This window comes from Aquimarina sp. AU119 (assembly GCF_900312735.1).
Lineage (GTDB): Bacteria > Bacteroidota > Bacteroidia > Flavobacteriales > Flavobacteriaceae > Aquimarina > Aquimarina algiphila.
This window is the reverse complement of sequence record NZ_OMPF01000016.1, coordinates 193877-218601: the sequence shown is the minus strand read 5'-3', so window position 1 is coordinate 218601 and position 24725 is coordinate 193877. Positions and strand designations below refer to the sequence as shown.

Here is a 24725-nt window from a genome sequence, read left to right as displayed (position 1 = left end):
GGCATTACCACAATTAACAATTTTACAAGAAATGTATAATGTAATTAATGTTTAAAAACAAAGTTACTTAGTAATCAGGCAACTTTATATTCTAATAGCTGTACACTATCATGTAAACGTTCTTTTACAATATTCATCATACGTTTATTTAAAGCCGAAGAATTTTTGATATAAATAAGATATTCTTCTACTGTAAATTGCCCAATAATCATCCCTTTAAGGCTATTCCTGAATTTCATATCCTTTTGAATAGCATTTTCGATGAAATCAAAACGCTTTTCTAAGGTTAATTCGTAGAACGTATTTTTTCTTTTTGTAATATAATTTTTAAATACTTCAATTAATAAGTCTCCTTGTAGTTTTATGATAGGCCGAATTGTTTTATTCTGAAACTGCTCATCATTAGACATGTTTTTAGAAACTTTAGCATTTAATAATTGAGGACGTATTGCCAATAAATTTGATTCCCTGTTTTCCATAATAAAGAAGGTTTACTAAAAATACTTAATTGTGGTACTCAAAATCAAGATCTGAATTAGAGTTTTAAACTAGTTATAAACAATAATGGCTTAAATTTAAATCTAATGTACCCTTTTTATAAGTGTGTTATATTATCTTAATGCTAACTTATATATACATTACACCCCTCCTGGGAGGGGTGTAATAGATCATAAAACTATAGATGTTATTTAGTCAAAAACTTCTCTTTATCTAAAATTTCGGCAGTAGTATTTCCTGATTTTTCCAGATATTTGTTAAGTTTTGCGATTTGTTTGTTATTAATTTTTTCGTAAGCAGTTTTACCTTCATTTAGCCTTTTCTCCAAAACTTCTTTATTCTCTATTTGTGAGAAAGAAGGTTTCTCGAATTGATCTGCAACCTCTCCATACAATTTTGATAGCTTTTCTCTTAATTGAGGTTCTGCTTCGTTAACATAATTATCTCCTGTTGTAACTACCAGAGTTTCTTTTAGAGCATTTAATGTTGCAATTACGGCAGAAGTAACTTTTTGTGATGCAGGATCCTTTCTAGCAATTCCCTCTGCTTTTTTAATGTTTTGATCAATTTTATATACCAAATATGCTAAATCCTCCATGTCATCAAATAACTCTTTTGTTATTTTACGATGTACAATTCTATCATTTTCTGTAATTAAGGATTTAGGATCATTTTGTAGCGTTATAGTGCTTTCATATTGCTTTTTACCTTTGGTAAGTATAACTTTATAGGTTCCTGAAGGAGCTCGCGGAGCCGTAAATCCTCCAAAAGTAAATGTCTTTCCTGCTGCGACCTTTGGTGCTTTTTTCCTAAAATTCCAATCTACAATATTAATTCCTTTACTTTTACCGGGAACAAGACTAACGATTTCATTTCCATTTTGATCCTGAATAGAAAGAGTCATTTTTCCGAAGGTATGTCTCTTTTTGAGGTAGTAAATAATTTTTGCCGAAGCACTTGGATTATCACCAACAAATTGAAGCTCTGTGCTTCCTCCTCCAAAACCGCCTTCTTCTTTTATGGCAAACGACTTGGTGTCAAAAAAATGAACATCTTTAATAAGTACCTCTTGGTTTATCTGCCTTAAGGGAGAAATATCATCTATAATGATAACACCTCTACCATGAGTTCCTAAAACAAGGTCATTAGTTTTTTTCTGTAGATCAATAAAATGAACTGCTGTTGCAGGCATGTTATTAGTGAAACGAGACCAGTTTTTACCACCATTAATAGTAATAAATAATCCAAACTCGGTACCAAGGTATAATAAGTCTTCATTGACATAATCTTCTTGGATATTTCTTGCAAAACCAATGATTTCATCAGTAACAATGGATTTCCATGTTTTTCCAAAATCAGAAGTTTTGTACACATAAGTAGTCATATCTCCAGATGCGTGACCATCAAAAACAGCATATGCAGTAGCTTTATTATGTGTGCTGGCTTCGATGTGATATACCCATGTGTTTTTTGGCAATCCTTGAATATTTGCAACAGTATTGGTCCAGGTAACCCCGCCATCTTGCGTAACTTGTACGTTACCATCATCGGTTCCTACCCAAATAATTTTTTGATCTATAGGTGATTCTGCAATTGTAAAAATTGTAGTATGTGTTTCTGCACCGGATTTGTCTACCGAGATACCTCCGGACTCTTTATCCTGTTTTGCAGGATCATTTGTAGTAAGGTCTGGGGATATTTTTTTCCAATTATCTCCCATGTCTTCGCTTACATGAAGAAATTGACTTCCCATGTAAAAGCGATCGGGTTGATGATTACTTACTGCCATTGGAGCGTTCCAATTAAAGCGTAAATCAACTTCTCCTTTAATAGGGAGAGGTTGTACATTTTTGGTGTAATTTTTATCCACATCATATCTCCATACATTTTGCGCTCCCTGCATCTCAGAATAAATAATGTTTTTTGATGGATGTTTTAAAACTCTAAACCCATCTCCGACACCTACGCGTTTCCAATCGCGAGCTTCTATTCCCCCGGGAGAGGAAGAGGGACCCCACCATGAACCATTGTCTTGTAGTCCTCCATAAATATTATAGGGTTCTTCATTGTCTACACTAATATGATAAAATTGGGATACAGGCAAATTATCTACCATATCCAAGGTAGCACCACCATCCCAACTTCTGTAAACACCGCCATCGGTTCCAACATACATAGCATCAGGATTATTAATATCAAAAACAATATCGTGTATATCTGCATGCATATCCCCAAGATTTTTGAAAGTCTTTCCTCCATCTCTGGATATGGATCCAAACAAACCTCCTTTTACCAGAATATCTGGATTTTTTGGATGCACTACTAATCGTGAGAAATAGAATGGTCTTACTACAAGTCCAAAATCTCCATTGAGTAATTTCCAGTTTGCACCAGCATCATCAGATCTATACAAACCTTTATTTTCTTTGCTTTCTACAACAGCGAATACTATTCTGGAGTTAGAAGGAGCAATAGCAATCGCAAATCTCCCTAAGTCACCTTTGGGAAAGCCATTATGAATTTTGTTCCATGTTTTTCCTGCATCTGTAGATTTATATAATGCGCTTTCTGGTCCTCCAGAGTTAAAGCCCCATGCGGTTCTCCTAAATTCCCACATTGCTGCGTACAATGTATTTGGATCATTAGGATCCATGATAAGATCATTAACTCCGGTTTTTTCATTAACATACAATATCTTATTCCATGTTTTTCCGCCGTCTGTAGTCTTATATACTCCTCTGTCTGGGCTATCACCCCATAGAGCACCCATGACACCAACATATACTTCGTTCGAATTTTTTGGATTGATCTCGATGCTACTAATTCGTTCTGAATTTTCGAATCCCATCTTTTTCCAGTTAGCGCCTCCATCTGAAGATTTATATAAACCGTCACCGATAGAAACACTATTTCTTGTCCAGATTTCACCTGTTCCTACCCATACAGTTTTATCGGGATCATTAGGATCAATGGCAACCACACCAATAGATTGAGCATGGTCATCAAAGACTGAAGTAAATGAAGCACCTGCATTTTCAGATTTCCAAACACCACCACCTGCAGTTCCTGCATAAAGTACTTTAGAATTTGTAGGGTGATTTTCTAGATCAATTATTCTACCGCTCATAAGAGCAGGACCGATTTGTCGTGCCTCTAAATTGCCAAAAAGCTCTTTTCCTTTTAAGACAATATCCTGAGATTGTATACTTATTGAATATAGAATACAAATAGCCGCAACAATTGTTTTTTTATACATAATTGTTTTGATTGGTTTAGTGTGAATAAAAAATCCCCAAAAAAATAATTTTTTGGGGATTATAATAGATGTAGATTATTTTTTTTCTGGAAAAGCAAAAACTGCAGCATCAACTTCAGGATTTAACTTAATTTCTTTAAAGCCCAGAGTTTGAAATTGATTACTTATAGTAAATGGAAAATATACTCCGTTTACTTCCTGGTAGTCACTAACAGAAGACTTTACAGTTTGACCTTTCATTGGACCTTCATTGATCTCTGACTCTATTATTATAGGAACAAAGTTTTCTGTGTCAAAATAGTAATGAGAAATATTAGGTTTTGATTCTCCGTTGATAAGAATTGGATCTTTAGTAAGTTTTATTTTAAATGTTTCTGTACCATCTATAGTTTCTTTGCCAATTAACTCTACGGTATATCCTTTTTCTTTATAGTTTAATAATGGGTCTGGGAAATCTTTGACTTGTTTTTTAATATTTTCGGTTGCTTCATTATCCCTTTTTTCTGCCTCCATAGTTTGTTGATTTCTTTCCCATGATGTTTCTCCATCAAAAGCAGACCATACCATTCTATTACCTTGAAGTTCGATTGTAACTACTTGTTTACCATTTTTTGTTGCTACTTGTTCAAATGGAATTTCCATATTTTGCATTTTCATGACTCCAACCATTTCAATACCTTCTAACTTTTCCCAGTTTTCTTTTCCACCGGTATTTTCAAAATAATTGTTTATGATTTCGTCAGCTGTCTGAGCGTAAAAAGAAGATGATATAGCTAAAACAAAAGCTACCAAAATTGATTTTAAAGCATTCATTGTTGTAAGTTTTTATGATGTTGTTATAAAGTTAGTTAACCAAATCATATTTTTGTTACACTTTATATTAATCTTTTTTTAATAATTGATATGCAGTTTGGCAAAGTAGAATATCCAGAAACAATTGATTTCACCTTACCAGAGGATGATGAGAATACTGGAAGAATTTTAAAAGAAACCGCTTCAGGAAACCTATCTATACATGTTGGTTGCGCAAAATGGAACAGACAAGATTTGAAAGGTTTTTATCCCAGAGGAACAAAAGATGAGTTAGAATATTATTCTAGACAATTTAATTGTATAGAACTAAATGCTACTTTTTATAGGATATTTCCTGAAGAACAATTTAAAAAATGGTACGATAAAACGCCTGCGGGATTTAAATTTTTCCCCAAACTTGTACAAAACATATCACATTTGAAAAGATTAAACGAAGATGTACAACCTTATGTAGATCAATACTTGTCTAATGTGATTCATTTAAAAGAAAAATTAGGAACTATATTTTTACAGTTACACGGTAATTTTGGTCCCAAGAATTTTGATAGAGTTATTCGGTTTATAGAACAATGGCCTAAAGAAATACGACTTGCAGTAGAGTTTAGGCATACCGACTGGTTTAATGATACTGTAGTAGCAAATGATTTATATACCCTTCTGGAAAATAATAACGTTGCTAATATTATTACTGATACCGCTGGAAGAAGAGATTTGTTACACATGCGCTTAACCAATAATGAAGCATTTATACGATATGTAGGAGCAAACCATGAAACTGATTATACAAGACTTGATGATTGGATTAAAAGACTTGGTGAGTGGAAAGAGCAAGGAATTTCTAATATACATTTTTTTGTACATCAGAATATTGAAAAAGAGTCTCCATTATTGTCGAAGTATTTTATTTCTAAATTAAATGAACATTTGAATGTAGATTTAAGTTTACCAAGTCATCTATCTGATGATTTATCTCTTTTTTAGGAGTAAAAAAGGATACCTAATTTTGAATCTAGATGATATAGCGTACAGTTTTTGCATATCAGATTGTTAAAAAAATAAGATATCTTGTATTTCATCGATTTTATTTGTACTTTGCCGATGTTATTAAAAGAGAAATAAAGTTTAAATCCGTTTTTATTTAAGAAATAGATTTACTTTGAAATGAAAGTTAATAGCGAATAATTATAAAATCATGCCCCATATGACTAAACAACTACGTACTATATCTTTATTTTTTGTTTTATTTAGTTTCTTTGCTATGACTGTACAAAGTCAGCAATTAGCAGAACATTCTACAGACTATTTGGTGTTATCTTCAAAAACAAAAAATGTTTTGAACTCGGTGAAACTTCAAAAGAAAGTTTTTTCTGACAATATTGATTCTCAAGAACACAATCATGATCATGAAGACGAATTTCATGTGCATGATCATAAAGTGGTATTATTAGATATCATTTCTTCTGAAGAGAACTCAGATTTTAATTGCTCTGGAGGTTTTTGTATGAATAGATCTCATTTTCATAAAAAAGGTTTGACTTTAAAAAGACAACTTTTTGAATACTTCATGAGTATTTCTTGTTAGTTTAGATGACTTAAATACGTTATTTTTTGATTAAGTTGAATTATGAAAAGATATTAAATTACTTTTGCAGCTTAAATCAGATATGTATGACATTTTTAGAGTTAGGGGTCTCCAAAGACCTTAACAAAGGTCTTAAGGAAATGGGGATTAGTATTCCTACAAAGATTCAAGAACAAGCAATTCCGGTTCTGATGAATCGTCAGACTGATTTTATTGGAAAAGCTCAAACCGGAACAGGAAAAACAGCGGCCTTCGGAATTCCGTTATTATCACAAATAGATCCTTCAAAAAAACATGTCCAGGCTTTAATTCTGGCACCGACACGTGAACTAGGACAGCAAATAGCAAAACAACTTTTTAAGTTTACCAAGTATACAGATAAGATTTTTACAGAATCTGTTTATGGTGGTGAGAAAATCGAACGACAAATATCCAGACTTACCAGACCGACGCATATTGTTGTGGCAACTCCAGGACGACTTATCGATCTTATAAAGAGGAAGGCGGTAGATATTTCTAAAATAGATACTCTGGTTATGGATGAAGCAGATGAGATGTTAAGTATGGGGTTTAAAAAGGAGTTGACTACAATTCTAAGTCAAACTAAAGGTTATAGGAACGTTTGGCTTTTTTCGGCGACAATACCTTCTTCTTTAAATGAAATTATTGATTCTTATGTGAATAAAAACGCTATTAGAGTCAGCATAGATAAAGATGATGCAGTCAATAAAGGTATACATCATCAATTTGTAGTAGGAGATGAGATTAATAAGTTAGACACGCTTACTTATTTCTTAAAAACAGAAAAAGAGGGGAGAGGTATTATTTTCACAAGAACAAAGGTTGCTGCAAGAACGCTTCACAAACAATTAAAAGCTAAGAATTATGAAGTTGGCTTGCTTGAAGGAGAAATGACCCAGAAAGATAGAGATAAAGTGATGAGAGCTTTTAGAAAGAAAACATTACAGTTGTTGGTGTCGACAGATGTTGCTGCAAGAGGAATAGATGTTGCAAATTTATCTTTTGTACTTCATTATCAATTACCAGATCAAACAGAGTATTATACACATAGAAGCGGTAGAACTGCACGAGCAGGAAAAACTGGAATTTCTTTGGCATTAGTGACCAAATCAGAAGTGCAGACTATTCGAGAATTAGAAAAACAATTAGGAATACGTTTTAGCCAGATTCGATAATTAAAAAAATCTTTGTTGTAAATTAAGAAGTCTGTCTTTTATCAAATGAGGAAGATGTTATATTTGATATTACAGATATAAGTTTATCAAAATTTACAGGTTTAGAAAAGTAATTATCAAAACCGATATTTATAAAGCGTTGCTCATCTCCTGGCATAGCATAAGCGGTTACAGCAAATACGGGTATGTTTTTAAGGATTTCCAATTTGCGAAACCTCTGTAATAATTCGCAACCATCCATTTGATTAAGTCCCAGATTGATATCAACTAAGATAAGATCCAGATTTTCTTCTTTTACTACTTTTAGTGCTTGCGAACCATTTTCTGCAATGATAACATTAGAGTCATTTTTGGATAACATCTTATCCATTACCATTGCATTTATTTTATTATCTTCTACGTAAAGAACATTCATAGGCATTTTGGAATTATAATTTTAAACTCGGTACCCTTACCTATTTTACTTTTGACTTTAATTTTTCCGTCCAGTATTTCAATATATCGTTTTGACAAACTTAATCCCATACCAGTCCCTTCATATTTTCGACTTAGACCAATACTTTCTTGCATAAAAGGGTCAAAAATCTTTTTTAGATTCTCTTTATCTATTCCAATACCAGTATCAGTTATCGAAATATAAACATTATTTTTTGATTTTTCTGATTTGATCTTTATAATTATACTTCCAGTATTGGTGTATTTTATTGCATTATGGATGATATTATTTAAGGCAGTTCTAAAGAGATCTTCATCAACATTTATTTGAGGGCAAGCTTGATCTAATTCTAATTGATATAGTAGTCTTTTTGCTTCTGCCATATGTTTATACTCTCTAAATGAGGTTTCTACGGTGTAGTTGGTGTCTACTTCTTGAAGATTGAGATTATTTCTGATAGCTTCAATCTCACTAAAATTTGATAAGTTGTTTATGGTATTTAGAAGCCTGTTTTTACTTTCTTCCAGGTATTCTAATAGTTTTTCTCTTTCTTCAGCTTTATCTTCATCAAGTAAAAGTCTGCTTACGGTCATGATACCATTTAAAGGCGTTCTGATTTCATGACTAAAATTAGATAATATGTTTGATTTCAGGCTATTGAGTTCTTGTTCTTTTATATGAGATTCTTTAATAGCTATTTCTGCAAGCTTTTGCTCAGTAATATCATGAAAACTAACGAGAACAGAATTTACCGTTTTTTCCTGATCCAAAATAGGGGTGTATTTTGATTCTAACCATTGCGTATTGCCATTGTGTGTAATACGCTCAATTTCTTTTTTTACAATATTTCCTTTTAGTGCTTCATTAAATTCGTGAGCAAAGGAATTTTTAAAATTGAGAGGCATAACATCAATAAACCTAGACTGTACTTTATTAGGATTTACCTTAAAATCTCTCTCTATAATCTTTACAGACTTATCATCTGTCATTAAAATCTCACCTTTGGTATTAAGCAAAACAGTATATGCAAATCCATTATTTACCATTGCCTGTAATCTGTTTTTACTTTCTGCAATAGTACGTTCATTAATTTTTTTTTGATGCACATCGATCAAATTACCAATCATTCTTGTAGTCTCCCCTTTTTTATTTTTTCTACAGAAACCATAAACTTCGTAATGTCGAAATCCCCCCTGAAGATGTTTTAAACGGTAATGATTATAGTAATGATTACCTTCCTGATTAAGATTTTTGATATGTCTTTGATTAGCATCTTTCAAATCATCAGGATGTATCATTTTGGTAAATTCTTTTTCGGCAACAAAGTCCTGATCTAGTGGTAACCCCAGCATTTTTTTGAAATCAATACTGTAAAAAACTTCATTTTTTGCAATATGATGATCGAATAATCCAGATTGTATTCCTTTTAAAGCTAAATGTTTGGTCTCTTCACTATATTTTAATCGTTCAATATAATTATGTCTATCTGTGACATCTGCAATGGTACCGTTTACAAAAATCACTTCATTTTTATAGATAACAGGTTGACCAACTACTTTTACCCATTTTTCATTTCCTTTTTCAGTAATAATTTTTTCGGTATACTCGTAAGGTCTCTTTTCTTTAATAAGTGTATCAAGATAATTTTCGACTCTGGCTCTAGAATCTTTTGGATAAAAACTAGCTCCTTTTTCTCTGGTCATGGAAATATTCGGGTCTGCTTCCTTAATAAGGTAACATCCTTTTGACCAATACATTTCATTATTTTTTGGATTAAAATACCATGCACCAGTTTTAGTAAGTTTAGAAATGGTTAATAAAGCTCGATGTTCTTTATATTCTTTTGTGGTATCAATTCCTGCAGCATATATCAGATTGTTGTGTAGAGTAAAATCAAATTTTAAAGATAAAACACCATCTTTTCCAGAAGGAAAACTAAAAGATTCATTAATCATTCGATTTTTGTCAGAAAGACAACAAACTGAATCTTTGAATATTGGAACATCTTCATCGATAATATAATCGGTAATGTACTTTCCTTTAATTTCACTTTTATCCATTGGAAATAATACTTCGCATCTATTATTGAATGCGACTATCTTTCCATCTTTCTTTAAAATAAAAAGAAAAAGTAATGTTTTTTCCGATAAAATTTCAAATTGTTCTAGAGTAAAAGGCATAAATGTTGGTTAATTCCATTTTAAAGTTACAAAATGATTTGTAATTCTTTGCCAGACCTTGTTTCTAAATTTGAATTTTAGCAAATATTGGGTAATCTTTTAGTCTTCAATTATTTTATGTATACTTTTAACCTAAATCTATTTGGTTGCAAGATTTAAAAACTAGATGAATAGATAATAGAATACTAGTTTTTAAAAACTGTAAGAATATTTGTCTACTTTTAGTTATTTTTAAAAAGTAGTTCTGTGTATACTGGAAAATGATCTGAAGGATAATGACAATCTTTAGAATCAGATAAGATTCCACTCTTTAGTATTGTAAAATCATCTTTGCCAGAAAAAATATAATCAATTCTTCGTGTTACTGGTTTGTGAAAATGGAAACCATTAAATGTCCCGACAGGACCAAAAGCATTCTTACCTGCTGCCAGATGTGTGTCTTGTAATTCTTTTAGAATTATTCGAATACCTTCGGTATTCATTTCCAAATTAAAATCTCCCATTAAAATAATGGGTAATTTTTGAGTGTTAATTTTTTGAATCTTTTTAAGAATTAACTTAGAACTTTCTATTCGGGCTTTTTTACCAACATGATCAAAATGTGTATTGAAAACGATAAATCTGTCATTAGAATTTTTTTTCTGAAAAACCCCATAAGTACAAATTCTGTTTAGGGCTGCATCCCATCCTTTAGAAGGTCGGTTAGGAGTTTGCGAAAGCCAAAACGTATTTTGAGATATGAGTTGTACTTTGTTTCTGTTATAAAAAATGGCACAATGTTCACCTTCTTCATCTCCATGCTTTCTTCCTAAACCAAAAAACTGATATTGTTTTAGTGCTATTTGTATATCTTGTAATTGATGAAAAAGAGCTTCTTGTGTGCCAAAGATATCAGGTGAATAGAAACGAAGTTGTGATATCAAAAAGGTTTTTCGGTTTTCCCAATTATTTATACTATCCTTTGGATTATCATATTTGATGTTATACGTTAATAGAGATACATCCTGAGCCCGAAGAACTTGTGATAATAATACAATTAGAGTGGTAAAGAGTAGCTTATTCATTATTATCGTATTGGTTTTCCTCTAAGTCTTTTAAAGCTCTGATATGCTTTTTTGATTTCTTCTGGAGTGGCTTTGTCAAACTCTTTATTAGTAACTCTATATACTTTTTGTACAGAGTCAAGTTTAATTTTCATGGTTTGAATGGTCTCCTTGTAAACTAAATTGTTGATTAAGTTGTTTGATTCTTTTGGATCTTTTTCCAAATCATAAAATTCCCAGGTATCTATATCATCATAGAAATGAATGAGCTTAAAACGTTTGGTTCGAATTCCATAGTGTTTTTTTACCATATGAAATGCCGGAAAGTCATAATAGTGATAGTAAATAATATTTCTAAAATCTTTTTCTTTAACATTACCTGCTATTAGTCCTTTGAAGGATTGACCTTGCATTTCATTAGAAAAGTGGTTGGCATTAGCAAAATCCAGAAAAGTTTGTGCAAAGTCAAGATTCTGAACCATAGTTTCTTTTTTTGTTCCTGGTTTAATTGTTCCCGGGAATTGCATTAACAAAGGCATTCGTAAAGATTCTTCATACATAAATCGTTTATCAAACCATCCCCTTTCTCCAAGATAAAACCCCTGATCCGAAGTATAAACGACTAAAGTATTTTTATCTAAGTCATTTTGTTCCAAATAATCTAACAGTTCACCAACACCTTCATCTACTGAAGCCACTGTGCTCATATATTCTTGTAGATATCTCTGGCCTTTCCATTCTGCAAGAGCTTTGCCCGTAAGATGAGCTCGATGCATAGCATTATTTTTAGATATGTAAGCTTTATCCCATATTCTTCGTTGTTCTGTGGTCATTCTTTTAAAATCACTAACCCAGGGGTTGTGAGCCAATTTTGTAGACCCTTCGGTAACGGACATCTTAAGATCATGCCCTTCATACATATCATTATAAATGGTTTGTAGTTGTTCTTTGGCCGCTTGTTGATTTTTATGTGTTGTGAAATAAGTATCAGGTAAAGGAAATTGAATCGAATCGTATATATTCAAATGTCGTAATGCTGGCATCCAATTTCTATGAGGAGCTTTGTGATGTACCATAAGAAAGAACGGTTTGTTTTCTTTTCGTTTGGTCTTTAACCACAATAGTGATTCTTTTGTAATAATATCTGTTGCGTATCCTGGAATTTGTATAGAATCTCCGTTCTTTATAAAATCTGGGTTATAATAATTCCCTTGATCCTGAATAATGTTCCAGTAATCAAAACCTTGTGGATGTCCATGAAGGTGCCATTTACCAACTATAGCAGTTTGATAACCCGATTTTTGTAGCATTTTTGGTAAAGTTGGTTGGTTTCCATTAAAAAGCTCTCCATTTTGCCTAAAACCATTGATATGGCTATGTTTTCCAGTTAGAATGACTGCTCGGCTAGGTCCGCAAATAGAATTGGTACAGAAAGCATTTTCGAATAAAACACCATTTCTAGCAATTCTATCAATGTTTGGGGTAGGCGCTAGTTGACTAATAGGGTGGCCATAGGCACTAATAGCTTGACTGGCATGATCATCAGACATAATAAATATAATATTAGGTAAAGTTGTTTCAATAGTTTTTTCAAGTGGTTGAGGTTTTTTCTGTTGACAAGAAAAAAAACTAATACCTATAATAACTATGATATACTTTTTGATTAACATTATTTGTCTTCTTCAATTAATTCAAATTCATGTGTAAAAGGTAAATCAGAACTTCCTCCAACAAAAAACTCAAATCTTCCCGGCTCATAAGTGAAGTCTAATTGTTGATTGTAAAATTTTAAATTTTCAGTAGTGATTGTAAAAGTTAGGTTTGTACTTTCTCCTTTTTTCATAAAAACCTTTTTAAACCCTTTTAATTCTTTAACGGGAGGAGTTATACTTCTGGTTTTATCACGGATGTATAGTTGTGCTATCTCTGATCCATCATAATTTCCTGTATTTTTTATTTCTACTGATATGGTTATTTCTTCACCTGGTATAAGTTGTTTACCAGAGGAAGTAACTTTATATTCAAAATTGGTATAACTAAGTCCATAACCAAAGGGATATAAAGGAGTATTGGAAACATCAATATAATTAGATTTATAATCTTCTTTTGGATTTGAAGGATTAATAGGACGACCAGTATTTTTCATATTATAGTACATCGGAATCTGCCCAACATTTCGAGGAAATGTGACCGGTAATTTTCCAGAAGGATTGTATGTGCCAAATAATATGTCGGCAATTCCTAAACCACCCATTGTCCCCGGAAACCATGTCTCTAATATAGCATCAGTTAGTACATGTTCTTCAGAAAGATCTAAAGGTCTTCCATTCATTAGAATTAGAACAATTTGTTTGTTGGGGACTTCTTCAGTAATCTTTTTAATCAATGTTGTTTGTAATCCGGGAAGCTTAATATTTGTTCGAGAGGCAGCTTCACCACTCATATGATAATGTTCTCCCATGACCATAACAATAATATCAGCCTTTTTTGCAGCATCTATAGCTTCATTAAATAGATTTTCATCATTTGATAAAATATCACAACCTTGTGCATAAAATATATTCTTTTCATCAACATACTCAAGGAGTCCTTCATAGATACTAACCGCTTTGCCATAGCGATCTCCTGCGGCTGCCCAATTACCAATAATACTTTCCTTATCTTTTGCTAATGGGCCTATAAGGGCGATTGTTTTGTTCTTAGTAATTGGTAGTGTCTTGTTATCATTTTTTAATAATACAGATGAAGCAGCCGCAGCATTTCGTGCGGCATCCAGAAATTCTTTTTTATAAATAACTTCTTTCTCCCGATCTTCATTACTGTATCGATAAGGATCATCAAAAAGTCCAAGTTTGAACTTAGTTTCTAATATTTTTCGACAAGCTTCTTCTACAGTTTCTTTTTTTACTTTATTCTCTTCTATTAATTTTTTTAGATATAATCTATTTACATTTCCCATCATATCCATATCTACACCAGCATTCATAGCTAAGCGAGCAGCATCTTTTTCGTTTTTAGCAAAACCATGGGGTATTAACTCATTAATAGCTGTATAATCAGAAACGACAAAACCCTTAAAATTCCATTGCTCTCGTAATATTTCTCTAAATAAAGATTGATTTCCGGAAGCGGGAATACCATTTAAGTCATTAAAGGCTGTCATAAATGTTTCTACACCAGAATCTACAGTTGCTTTAAACGGAGGTAAATAGGTATTCCATAGTTCTCCATCACTCATATCTACTGTATGATAATCTCTACCTGCTTGAGCAGCACCATATCCTGCAAAATGTTTGGCACAAGCAATAATAGTATTGTTTGCAGCAAGGTCATTTCCTTGAAAGCCTTTTACATAAGCCTTAGCAATCTGACTTCCCAGATAAGTATCCTCTCCAGCACCTTCAGATATGCGACCCCATCTAGGATCTCTTGCAATATCCACCATAGGAGCAAAAGTCCAGTGAATTCCTTCTGCAGAAGCTTCCTCTGCGGCGATTCTGGCACTATTTTCAATTTGTTTAAGATCCCAACTTGCTGCCAGACCTAAATTTATCGGAAAAATGGTTCTATGACCATGAATTACATCATATCCAAAAAGTAAAGGAATGCCTAAACGTGTTTCTTCTATGGCAATTTGTTGTAACTCTCTTGTTCCTTTAGCAGAATAGACATTAAGCATTGCGCCTACATTGCCTTCACGAATATGCTTTATATTATCATCGCTTACTTTAGGCCCTGTCTTATCCCAACCTCCACTGTACATCACTGTCTGGCCTATTTTTTCTTCTAAAGTCATAAGGCTCATTAAAGAATCTATTTGAGAAGTGTAGGGTGATTTTATTGTTTTAGAGTGTTTTTTTTGATCACTACAGGAATGAATTATAAAAGTGAGACCAATAATGAGTATTGTATTTATTTCGTGTCGGAAATTCATTCTTTATTCTTTTTTTTATTTGAAAATAGCCAATACAATAGTTCTGGTTCAGCAAAAGCAGTATCCCAACTGTTGTGATTTGCAAAATCGTATAGGCTGAATTTAGGAAAACCGCCAGCTTTTAGAATAGCTTCTACCATATCTACAGAAAAGGTAGGATCTACTACAGTATCTCTAGCACCATGAAAAATCCAAAGAGCAACTTTATTTGCATATTCTGAAACTGAATTTGGATCACCACCTCCGCAAATTGGAAATGCGGCTGCAAACATATTTGGTCTTCTATATAGCATTTCAAATGTTCCCATACCACCCATTGACAATCCTCCAATATATACCTGATCATTCTTGGTGAAATTTTTATTAACCATTTGATCCATCAAATCAATTACTAATGCAAGTGTTGAATTTGGTATTTCTCCATATTTAAAACTGAATTTCTCTCTTCCTTTTTTAGTTCTATCAATACTTATATTGGACCAATAATCGTCTTTGGGGCACTGAGGAAAAATGACAATAGATGGATGTTTTTCCCTGAATTCTGAATCTAGAAATAATCTACTTCCATGTACCAATTGTTTTTGATTATCATTATCGCGTTCACCAGCTCCATGTAAGAATAGAACTACCGGATATTCTTTATCTTCAGTAAAATCAATAGGCCACAGAATACGATAACGAAGAGTATCTTTTCCTTTTATTAGCATTTCTTTTTCATAAGAATTACCACTTTGAGCAATTCCTATACTGACCAGAAATATTGAAAATAAATAACATACTATTTTTTTAGTTTCCATAGCTGAATCCCAATTTTTGAAGACCATTTTTGACATCGTTGTTTTTCATAAAGAGGTTCCATAACAATTGTGTCCTGTGATTCTCTATCATCACAGGTATAGGACCTTGATCAATAGCTAAATATCGTGGGACATACCAATCATGTTGTAAACTGAAAGCATCATAAGGGCCATATTTACCAATAAGGCTATCTTGCTTTTCATACATAAACCTCAAGAACTGCATACTCTCTTTTGGAGTATAAGGAAAAGAGGATAGAGCTGCAGTGGGAGATATCACTCCAAGGTCTCTACCAGGTCGATGACTAGAATATCCTTTCATCGAATAACTTGAAGTAAGTCCCCAGCAATCTTTGCCGTAACCCTCAAAATTATTAGGATTATCTAAAGCATAGTTATAATGGATTTTAGCATGATTTTTATTTAATTTCCAATAATCGGCATATTGATCTGTTAGTCCTTTTGGGTTTAATCCAAGATAAGAATAATGCGCCCAAAAAAGAGGACCAATAGGATCATTATCATGTTCATAATGATCTAACTCTGTATCTAAACCATAAAATACTGTTCCTTTTGCAATATCACCATTACGTGACCATCCTTTTTCATATACTTCTTTATCGATAGAGTGAGTGGGGGAGGAAGCAGCGAGAACATACATTATTAAGCATTCATTATATCCTCCAACAGGAAAATTCATTTCCCATTCATGATCAGGAGACCAGTGCCAATACAGTACTCTTTCTCCATTCTTGGTGTACCAATCCCATTCTACTTCTTTCCAAAGTTTATCTATTTTTTGAACTAATTCTTTTTCATTTTCATTGCCTTCTTTAAAATATTCTGAAACAGTTAACAAGCCTTGTATGAGAAAAGCTGTTTCTACGAGATCCCCACCATTATCTTTCTGACTAAAAGGCTTTACTTTACCGGTTTTTCCATTAATCCAATGTGGCCATGCACCATGAAACCGATCTGCCTTTTCTAAGAATTGAACTACTTTTTTAAAATGTAATACACCTTCATTCCTGGTAATATAATTTCGTTCAATACCTATCAAAATAGCCATTAGTCCAAACCCAGACCCTCCTGTTGTTATAATATCTTCATCATTTTGAGGATAAATATTATCCAAATGGATACGTTCTCTAGCCAATCCAGAATTAGGTTCTGCTCCTTCCCAGAAATAATTAAACGTTTGTTTTTGAATTTTGTCTAGAAGTTCTGTGTCTGTTAGTATCTCAATCGTTTCTTCTTGTTCAGGCGTTGATATTGTATCAGTTTGAGATGTTTTTTGATCATTACACCCAATACATATTATAGTGAAGAAGATCACAGTTATCATGATGATTCGCATAAATAAATTTTAATTAGTATAAATGTTTATAGTTTATTACCATCCCGGGTTTTGCATCATTTTTGGAGTTTGAATTAATTGATCATTTGGAATTGGAAAGAGTTCGTGTTTCCCAGTTTCAAAAGGCTTACCATGTGCAATCATAACCGCTGGTGCTTGACCTGTTCTTAATAAATCAAACCAGCGATCATGTTCCATGGCTAATTCTAATCTGCGTTCGTTCCAAATGATCTGTCTTAATTCAGACTGATTAGTAGTGGTAATATTCTCAAGGTTCACTCTATTGCGAACTCTATTAAGGTGAGTCAAAGCATCAGAAGAGAGGTTGAGCTCGTTTAGTGCTTCTGCGCGAATTAGTAAAACCTCGGCAAAACGAATAATACGAATATTTTTGTCACCATCTCCCTGACCTGCATTAGCACTTGAATACGCTTTTTCATTATATCTTGGATTTTCTACTCCAGCATCGATTACTCTTCCGTCAAACAATGTTTCACCAGCAAATATAATAGTAGCATCTCTTCTTATATCATCACCTTCTACATTGAAGGCATTTAATAAGTCTTCTGATGGCGTATTAAAACCCCATCCCCAACCACTAGGTCCCCTAGCACCTTGTGTAGTAGAATATTGTTGAATCCCATGTGCTACAATTTCGCCTCTTCCTTGTAATTCAAAGACAGACTCTAAACCATTTTCACCAGATACTCTCCATACTTCGGCATAATCAGGTTCTAAATCATACTCACCTGAGGTAATTACTGTATTAGCCATATCTGCAGATTCTTGCCATTTTTTTTGATATAAGTATACTTTTGCCAAAAGGGATTGTGCAGCTCCTTTGGTAACTCTTCCTAAATCTGAGGCTGCATATTCACTTTTAAAAGGTAAGGCAGGTATGGCTTCTAATAAATCTTGTTCTATATAAGCATAGACATCCGAGGTCGGAGCTCTGTTTATGATATCTATGTGTTGTAAAGGAATATCTCCAAAAGAACGAACTAACCAGAAATAATTTAAAGCTCTTAAGAACTTACATTCACCTATAAGGCGTTCTCTTAGTTCTTCGTTTGTCATCTCAAAAGTTTCTGTATATTCTATTGCTTGAGTTGCTCTTCCAATTGTTTTGTACCATTGAGTCCACATTGCTCTAATTGAAGGAGAAGATGTAGTATGCGTAAGACCATCCAGTAAATTTTTATCAGCCCCAGTATCTGTAGGAGCACTTCCTTTATCAGCATTATCCGAAATCATTTCGGTGATGCCAAGAAAAGAAAAGGCATATGCAAAATCGGTATGCCTGCCATACACTCCTGTTACGAATTGAATAGGCTCAAAAACTTCACCACTCTCTTCTGCTGTGGGAGCTACAACTTCTACTTCTTCAACAAAATCATCGCAACCTGTAAAGAAAGCTACAAACAGAAGCGCGAATACTATTAATTTTAGTTTAGCTTTCATAATATTTATTATTTGATTCATTTTAATTATAATTGTAGGTTAACACCAAAAATAAAAGACCGTGTCGTAGGATATGCAGATAATTCAATTCCTGTGGTTTGCGCAGGGTTACCATTTTGATTTAGTTCTGGTGTAAACCCTGAGTAATTGGTAAACATAAAAGGGTTTTGTGCTGTTACATAAAAACGAGCTTTATTTAGAAATCCGATCTTGTTGAACGTATACCCAAGCGTGATGTTATTGATTCTAAAGAAATCCCCATTTTCTAACCAATAAGAAGAGGCAAGTGCATCCCTGTCTGCTCCTGGTGCAGCATTGGTTGAGCCTTCACCTGTCCATCGACTATTAAAAGTCTCTTCTGTAATATTTTCTCCACCTAATCTGGTACTTGCTAAACCATTATATATCTCATTACCTCCAACTCCAAAACCATCTACACTAAAATCAAGTTGTTTGTATTGGATTCCGGCTTTTATACCATAATTAAATGTAGGAACATAATTACCAAAAAACTTTTTATCTCTATCATCTATAACGCCATCTGCATTTTGATCTACATAACGTAAGTGTCCCGGAGCAGCATTACCAACAGAGGGATTGTTATCAACTTCATCCTGATTTTGCCATACTCCATCAGCTTCTAGTAACCACCATGCAAACAGTGGTTGACCTTCCTGTAATCTTTTCGTTATTTGTCCATTGTTTAAACTACCTCCAGTTTCTCCATCAAAACCAGGAACTACATTTTCTACTCGATTTTTGTTTGTAGAGAAGTTTACACCAATATTATAAGTCAAATCTTTACCTAAATTATCCTGCCAGTTTATTAAAACTTCGATACCAGTATTAGATACTTCGGCAGCATGAGCTAAAAAGTTACCTTCAGATTCTGAGTTTAAAATATTTTGAACATTGATTATAGCATTTGTATTTGTTCTATCATAATAAGCAACGGTTCCAGATAATTTTCTATTAAGAAATGCAAAATCTAATCCTAATTCCCATTCTTCAGTGATTTCCCATTGTAATGGTTCAACAGGACTACCAAAAGAAGCTCCGAAAATAAGACTTTGTGTAGGTCCGAAGACATAATTTTGATTACCACTATCTGGATCTGTGTCTATTTGTTGTACATTAAAAGGAACATTAGCATTTCCTAATCGTCCCCACCCTCCAAACACTTTTAAGTGATTTATAAAAGTACTCTCTTTTAGGAAGTTCTCATTAGAAATGTTCCATCCTAAACTAAATGCTGGAAAATTATCAAAGAAATTTTCTCCTGTTACAAAATCACTCGTACCATCTCTTCTCCATACTCCTCTTAAAAAATATTTGTCTGCAAAATCGTATTCTACACGTGCAAAGTAAGATTGTAGATTTGTAGACTGATTAAATTGTTGAACGACGGTGTTGTCAAAAAATGAAGAGGTTCTCCTGCTTAAATTACGAAGTCTTTTCTCTTCAAACACATCAAACCCCTGAGCTTCTACAAGTTCTCTTCCATCAAATTTTTCTCTACTTAATCCAACAGTAGTGGATAAGCTATGCTTATTAAAAGATTTGTTAAAGGTTAAAAAGCCTTCTAGATTCCATCTAAAAAATTCAACATCTTGTACATTCAATGAATTATTAGCAAACTCTGTAGAGATAGTACCATCTCCATCCTCATCGACTCTTCCTGCTTCGAATTCTGCAATCGTACGTCTTGGGTCAGCGTTTAACCATCTTTCTCTAATAGGATTGTATTCATTTCTTTTAGAATAAAATTGTGTAGCTCCAAATCTAGCAGTAAATGTAAGATCATTTGTGATATCTGTTTCTGTAGCAATTTGACCTTGTAGTGTGGTGGTGTTAATGTCAATATCTTGAAAAAGTACATCAGATACGGGATTTCCATGTGGCGTTAATCTACCTACTGATTCGCCATCTTCAGATTCAAATGTAGCTATTCCGGTAGATTGGTTAACAAATGATTGTCCAAACCTTCCGTTAGAATAAAAAACTGGAACTAAAGGAGATTGACGATAAGCATTATTAAATGATCCGAATGGTTTTGGAGCTTCATTGGTATAGGTAATATTGATATTTTGAGTGATTCTAAATTTATTTTCAAATAAATGATATGTATTATTGTTTCTAATGGTTCCTCTACTATACTTATTATCTTTCAAGATTCCTTCCTCTTGATATAAATTATAACTAAAAAAATAATCTATAGTTTCTCCTCCTCCGGATACCGAAAAGTTATTACTATTTATATTTCCCAATTGTATCAACTCATCGTACCAATCAGTATTAAATTGTTGATTTTGCTGTAACTGAAAACCGTCTACAGCTGCGCTTTCTTCATTAAAATACTGAATGTATTGATCTGCGTTAGCCATCTTAACTTGATTAAGTACATTTCTAATACCATAAAAGGAGTCAAAACTAAAAATCGCCTTTCCCTTTTTTCCTTTTTTGGTAGTAACCAAAATAACTCCATTAGCAGCCCTTATCCCATAAATATTAGCATATGAAGCTCCTTTTAAAAATTCTATAGATTCTATATCAGAAGGATTTATGCTTCTTATATCTTGTGTAGGTTGACCATCTACAACATAAAAAGGCTCTCGTCCTGCCTGAGCTGTCCCCAAACCTCTTACAATAACAGTTGGTGTTGCTCCGGGTGCATCATTTGCAATTATGTTTACTCCGGCAACTTTTCCTTGTATTGATTGTAGAGCTGTTAATGCAGGTTGTTTTACAATATCTTCTGTACTTACCGAGACAACAGCTCCTGTAATAGCCGTCTTTTTTTGAGTACCATATCCAACAACAATAATTTCATTTAAAGAATCAGTATTAGGACTCATGGTTACCTCAAGAGTATTTTGATTTTGGATACTAATTTCTTGTGTTTCTAATCCTATATAGGAAAATATCAGAATATCACCTTTTATGGTTTCAATACTAAAATTTCCTTCAAAATCTGATTGTGTTCCTTTGTTAGTTCCCTTTATTAATATGTTTACACCTGGTAATGGTAACTCATCACTATCATTTACTTTTCCTGTAATGAGAACATTATCTTGTGCATATACTATAGTTTGTGTTAAAAAAACTATAATCAATAATAATGCACTTTTTATTTTCATGATTGTTTAATTATTAAGTTAAATTTTTATAAAATTAATAAAGTGGTTACTGTTTAACCGTAAAGAAGAGGTACATAAAAACTACATCAATAGGATTTATAGGCTAGAAGCTACAGTTGATAACGGCTTTGAAGTAATAGGTGTCTTAACGCAATGTTAAGTTTTAACATTGTGATGTAGTTATGATGTATTCGAAATTATATGAATTTTAAAAATATACCAGAAAGTATAACCCCATTTATTTACTTAAACGTAATCAAGAAGTTCGAAAGGTTTTTAGAACTATTAATTTTTAATTTTTTTCGAAGACGATATCGATGTATTTCTACTCCTCTTATTGTAATTGCCATTAATGGAGCAATTTCTTTGGAAGATAGATTCATTTTCAAGTATGCACAAAGTTTAAGATCTTTTGGTGTTAGATCAGGATAATTATTTAATAGTGTATCAAAAAAATCTTCATGAAGCTCTTTAAAACTTATTTCAAAACGTTTCCAATCTTCGTTATTATTAATAGCATCATTTGTCTTTCTTAGAATCGCTTTATAGCTTTGCTGACTAGAGAGTTTCTCTTTATTTACCAATAAAACACTTTTTAACTCAAGGATGATCTGATTTTTTTTGGCAATGTTCATAGTAGTACTTGCTAATTCTTTTTGTTTTTGCTTGATTTCTTTTGTGAGTTTATCTTTTTCTAATTGTGCTATTTTTTCTTTTTGCTCTCTTTCAAGATGTTTTCTCAGTTCATTTTGCTTTCTTTTTAATTTTTGCTTGTTATACATTCTAATCAAGAAAATAATCAGAAAAAAGGACAATATATATCCAAGGATACTGAGTTTTGATAAATACCAAGGAGGGGCAATTTTGAATGTGATATTCTTAGGAAGTGATTTTTTATTATTAATACCAACGGTATACACGTTTAATTCATAATTTCCGTGTGATAAATTCTGAAAATGGATATTTCCATCATTGGTATATGAAGATTGCTGTGTACTTCCAATTAGTTCATAATAGTATTTTGATTGTACCATGCTAGGAGTAGATACTTGTATTTTTAGATCTTTTGAATTACTATATGGGATTTCTAGAATATCTATATGCAAAGGATAATTTTTTTTAGTGTCTTTGAAGTAATAAAGATTTGGTTTTGGTATTTTGATCTTTTCTAAGTTACTCTTTAGTTTAGAAAAATTAATCTTGCTAAAACCATTACTCAATGTTAAGAAATTAATAGAATCACTTAATTGTACACTATTTTCTGCATCAGGAATTAGTCGTCTACTTAATTGATTTTCAGATATTGCTAAACTGTCTTTTTTGAGGTCAGTATAAAAGATTTGTTTAGTGTTTTCATTATCAATAAACCAAAAATGTTTTTCATCATAATGAATAAGTTCTTTATTACTATAATTATTAAATTCTTTAAATAGAACAATCTTATCTAAAATTGGATCATACTTATACCACTTTCCTTTACTTTGAAATATAATTTGATTCTTTATATTATAAAGTTTTACATTATAGTCTTTTGCATTGGCATCTGTCTGAAATTCTTTAATATCAAGAACAGCACTATAATCATGATTTAACTGTATTCTATAAAACCCTTTATAAGGATGTGCAGCCCATATAGTAGATGGATTTTCAAAGAAGAGTTGTTTTACAGGGAAATTGATTCCTTCTACTCGTGTCACTCGCCATGAATTATCTTCAAGTTTATGATATTTTGCTATACCCGTATATATTCCTTGTAAAAATGTAGTTTTTTGTTCAGGTACCTTTATAAATTGATATCCTCCAGAGAAGGATGAAACTTTTTCTAACGTATTTTTATTAACTATGAATGTGCCGGTATTATGGCCGCAAAATAATTGACCGTCCAGAATTTCCATGTCCCAAACATGTCCTTGAGAACCTTCTATAAATTGTAATTGATCGTGATCTAGATAATAAATTCCTGTATTACTACCAAGATATACGATATCCTGATAATTGGCAATATCATATACAGTTCCTATTGTACCAGAATTATCGGTATAATATTTTATGGATGGGTCTAATAGAACCCTGTCAATACCTTGATCTAGTCCGATCCATAGTTGATTGCGAAATGTGGATAAAGATAAAACTGTATTATTTTGCAACCCTATCTCTTTATTAAGCTGATCAATAGTTTTGGCGGTAGTGTCATATAAATAAATACCGTTTTTAATTGTACCAAAAGCAATAGAGTTAGGACTAACTTTTTGGATTTTGTTTAATTGATGTTTTTTTAGTTCCTTGTTTATAGCATTATCCCATATTGTAGTTTGTCCATTTAGATAAAAGTAACAACCATTAAGTTTTGTCCCAATAAGAAGTCCATTTTGATAAGACACCATATCTATTATAATCTTATGGTTAAGAAGTTCTTGGTTTTGTATGGTAACTAATTCATTATTAATAAGTTCAAAAAGCCCTTTGTTATCACTGGCTACAATAACTTTATTATTTAATAAAGTTATATCGGTAACAATAAAATCAGGATCGATAACTGTGATTTTATTATCCTTATAGATATATATACCAGAAAAAGATCTAAAAATTATAGTATTTTGATAGGGCAGTATTTGCCAAAATTCTTCGCTAGCGAATTCATGATTTTTAATCAGATTAGTAAGTGAGAAATATTCGTATTGACCAATTTTATTTTTTTTCCAATATCCAAATTCTTCATAAGATCCAGTAAATATTTTATCCTTCATTATACATACGGAGCGTACAATGGTTTTGTTTGGAAGTTTATAAAGAGTCCATTGTTCTCCATTAAAAAGTAAAAGCCCTGCATTGTTAGCAACAAAGAGTTCTCCGTTCTCACTTACATCCATCCCCCAATTTTGACTAGCAGCCTTATACTCAAAAATCTCGTAATTGTAAATAGGAGGTATAAGTTTTTGAGCTATTACTTCTGGGATAACAAAGCATAATAGCGTAATACAGTAAATAAAAATTCTCATTCCAATTACAAATTAAATAAAACATTCAGAGGAAGA

16 protein-coding genes are annotated in these 24725 nt (G+C 32.5%); 3 read left to right on the top strand and 13 right to left on the bottom strand.

Features of this window, described 5'->3' with window-relative positions:
- Window positions 1-74 precede the first annotated feature (74 nt).
- The 3 genes from DK442_RS15705 to DK442_RS15695 form a co-directional block, all read right to left on the bottom strand.
- Window positions 75-479, bottom strand: coding sequence for a glyoxalase (locus DK442_RS15705; RefSeq protein WP_109436844.1), 405 nt, complete (start codon window positions 477-479; stop codon window positions 75-77).
- Between the two features lie 206 nt (window positions 480-685).
- Complete coding sequence (locus DK442_RS15700; protein ID WP_109436843.1) at window positions 686-3754, bottom strand: hypothetical protein; 3069 nt, start codon at window positions 3752-3754, stop codon at window positions 686-688.
- Window positions 3755-3829: 75 nt separating this feature from the next.
- Window positions 3830-4567: an outer membrane lipoprotein-sorting protein gene (locus DK442_RS15695; RefSeq protein WP_109436842.1), complete on the bottom strand. Its 738-nt coding sequence runs from the start codon at window positions 4565-4567 to the stop codon at window positions 3830-3832.
- A 90-nt stretch (window positions 4568-4657) separates the two neighbouring features.
- Between DK442_RS15695 and DK442_RS15690 the strand changes: the two genes are divergently transcribed.
- The 3 genes from DK442_RS15690 (at window position 4658) to DK442_RS15680 (ending at window position 7345) form a co-directional block, all read left to right on the top strand.
- On the top strand, window positions 4658-5548 hold the full coding sequence (locus DK442_RS15690; RefSeq protein WP_109436841.1) for a DUF72 domain-containing protein: 891 nt from the start codon (window positions 4658-4660) through the stop codon (window positions 5546-5548).
- Between the two features lie 220 nt (window positions 5549-5768).
- A complete protein-coding gene (locus tag DK442_RS15685) occupies window positions 5769-6149 on the top strand; it encodes a hypothetical protein (RefSeq protein ID WP_160114212.1) in 381 nt (126 codons plus the stop codon).
- Window positions 6150-6235: 86 nt separating this feature from the next.
- Window positions 6236-7345 carry a DEAD/DEAH box helicase gene (locus DK442_RS15680; protein WP_109436839.1) on the top strand — a complete coding sequence of 370 codons (1110 nt, stop codon included), beginning with the start codon at window positions 6236-6238 and terminating at the stop codon, window positions 7343-7345.
- A gap of 22 nt (window positions 7346-7367) precedes the next feature.
- Here the strand turns inward: DK442_RS15680 and DK442_RS15675 are convergent, their stop codons facing one another.
- From DK442_RS15675 to DK442_RS15630, 10 genes are all read right to left on the bottom strand, one after another.
- Window positions 7368-7760 (bottom strand): response regulator, encoded by a 393-nt coding sequence (locus tag DK442_RS15675; protein WP_200825117.1) that lies wholly within the window; start codon window positions 7758-7760, stop codon window positions 7368-7370.
- A complete protein-coding gene (locus DK442_RS15670; protein ID WP_109436837.1) occupies window positions 7757-9961 on the bottom strand; it encodes a PAS domain-containing sensor histidine kinase in 2205 nt (734 codons plus the stop codon). Before DK442_RS15670 ends, DK442_RS15675 begins: the two co-directional genes overlap by 4 nt.
- Before the next feature lie 221 nt (window positions 9962-10182).
- Window positions 10183-11025, bottom strand: coding sequence for an endonuclease/exonuclease/phosphatase family protein (locus DK442_RS15665; RefSeq protein WP_109436836.1), 843 nt, complete (start codon window positions 11023-11025; stop codon window positions 10183-10185).
- 2 nt (window positions 11026-11027) lie between these two features.
- Window positions 11028-12674, bottom strand: coding sequence for a sulfatase (locus DK442_RS15660; RefSeq protein WP_109436835.1), 1647 nt, complete (start codon window positions 12672-12674; stop codon window positions 11028-11030).
- Window positions 12674-14938 (bottom strand): beta-glucosidase BglX, encoded by a 2265-nt coding sequence (gene bglX, locus DK442_RS15655; RefSeq protein WP_109436834.1) that lies wholly within the window; start codon window positions 14936-14938, stop codon window positions 12674-12676. The genes DK442_RS15660 and bglX overlap by 1 nt, the downstream gene beginning before the upstream one ends.
- Complete coding sequence (locus tag DK442_RS15650; RefSeq protein ID WP_109437012.1) at window positions 14935-15735, bottom strand: alpha/beta hydrolase-fold protein; 801 nt, start codon at window positions 15733-15735, stop codon at window positions 14935-14937. Before DK442_RS15650 ends, bglX begins: the two co-directional genes overlap by 4 nt.
- Complete coding sequence (locus DK442_RS15645) at window positions 15725-17092, bottom strand: glucoamylase family protein (protein ID WP_109436833.1); 1368 nt, start codon at window positions 17090-17092, stop codon at window positions 15725-15727. Before DK442_RS15645 ends, DK442_RS15650 begins: the two co-directional genes overlap by 11 nt.
- A gap of 36 nt (window positions 17093-17128) precedes the next feature.
- Window positions 17129-18553, bottom strand: a complete 1425-nt coding sequence (locus tag DK442_RS15640; RefSeq protein ID WP_109437011.1) for a RagB/SusD family nutrient uptake outer membrane protein — start codon at window positions 18551-18553, stop codon at window positions 17129-17131.
- A 26-nt stretch (window positions 18554-18579) separates the two neighbouring features.
- Window positions 18580-21690: a SusC/RagA family TonB-linked outer membrane protein gene (locus DK442_RS15635; protein WP_109436832.1), complete on the bottom strand. Its 3111-nt coding sequence runs from the start codon at window positions 21688-21690 to the stop codon at window positions 18580-18582.
- A 242-nt stretch (window positions 21691-21932) separates the two neighbouring features.
- The gene (locus DK442_RS15630; protein WP_109436831.1) at window positions 21933-24689 is read right to left on the bottom strand and encodes a Two component regulator three Y domain-containing protein; all 2757 of its coding nucleotides are present in this window, start codon (window positions 24687-24689) and stop codon (window positions 21933-21935) included.
- Window positions 24690-24725: the final 36 nt, after the last annotated feature.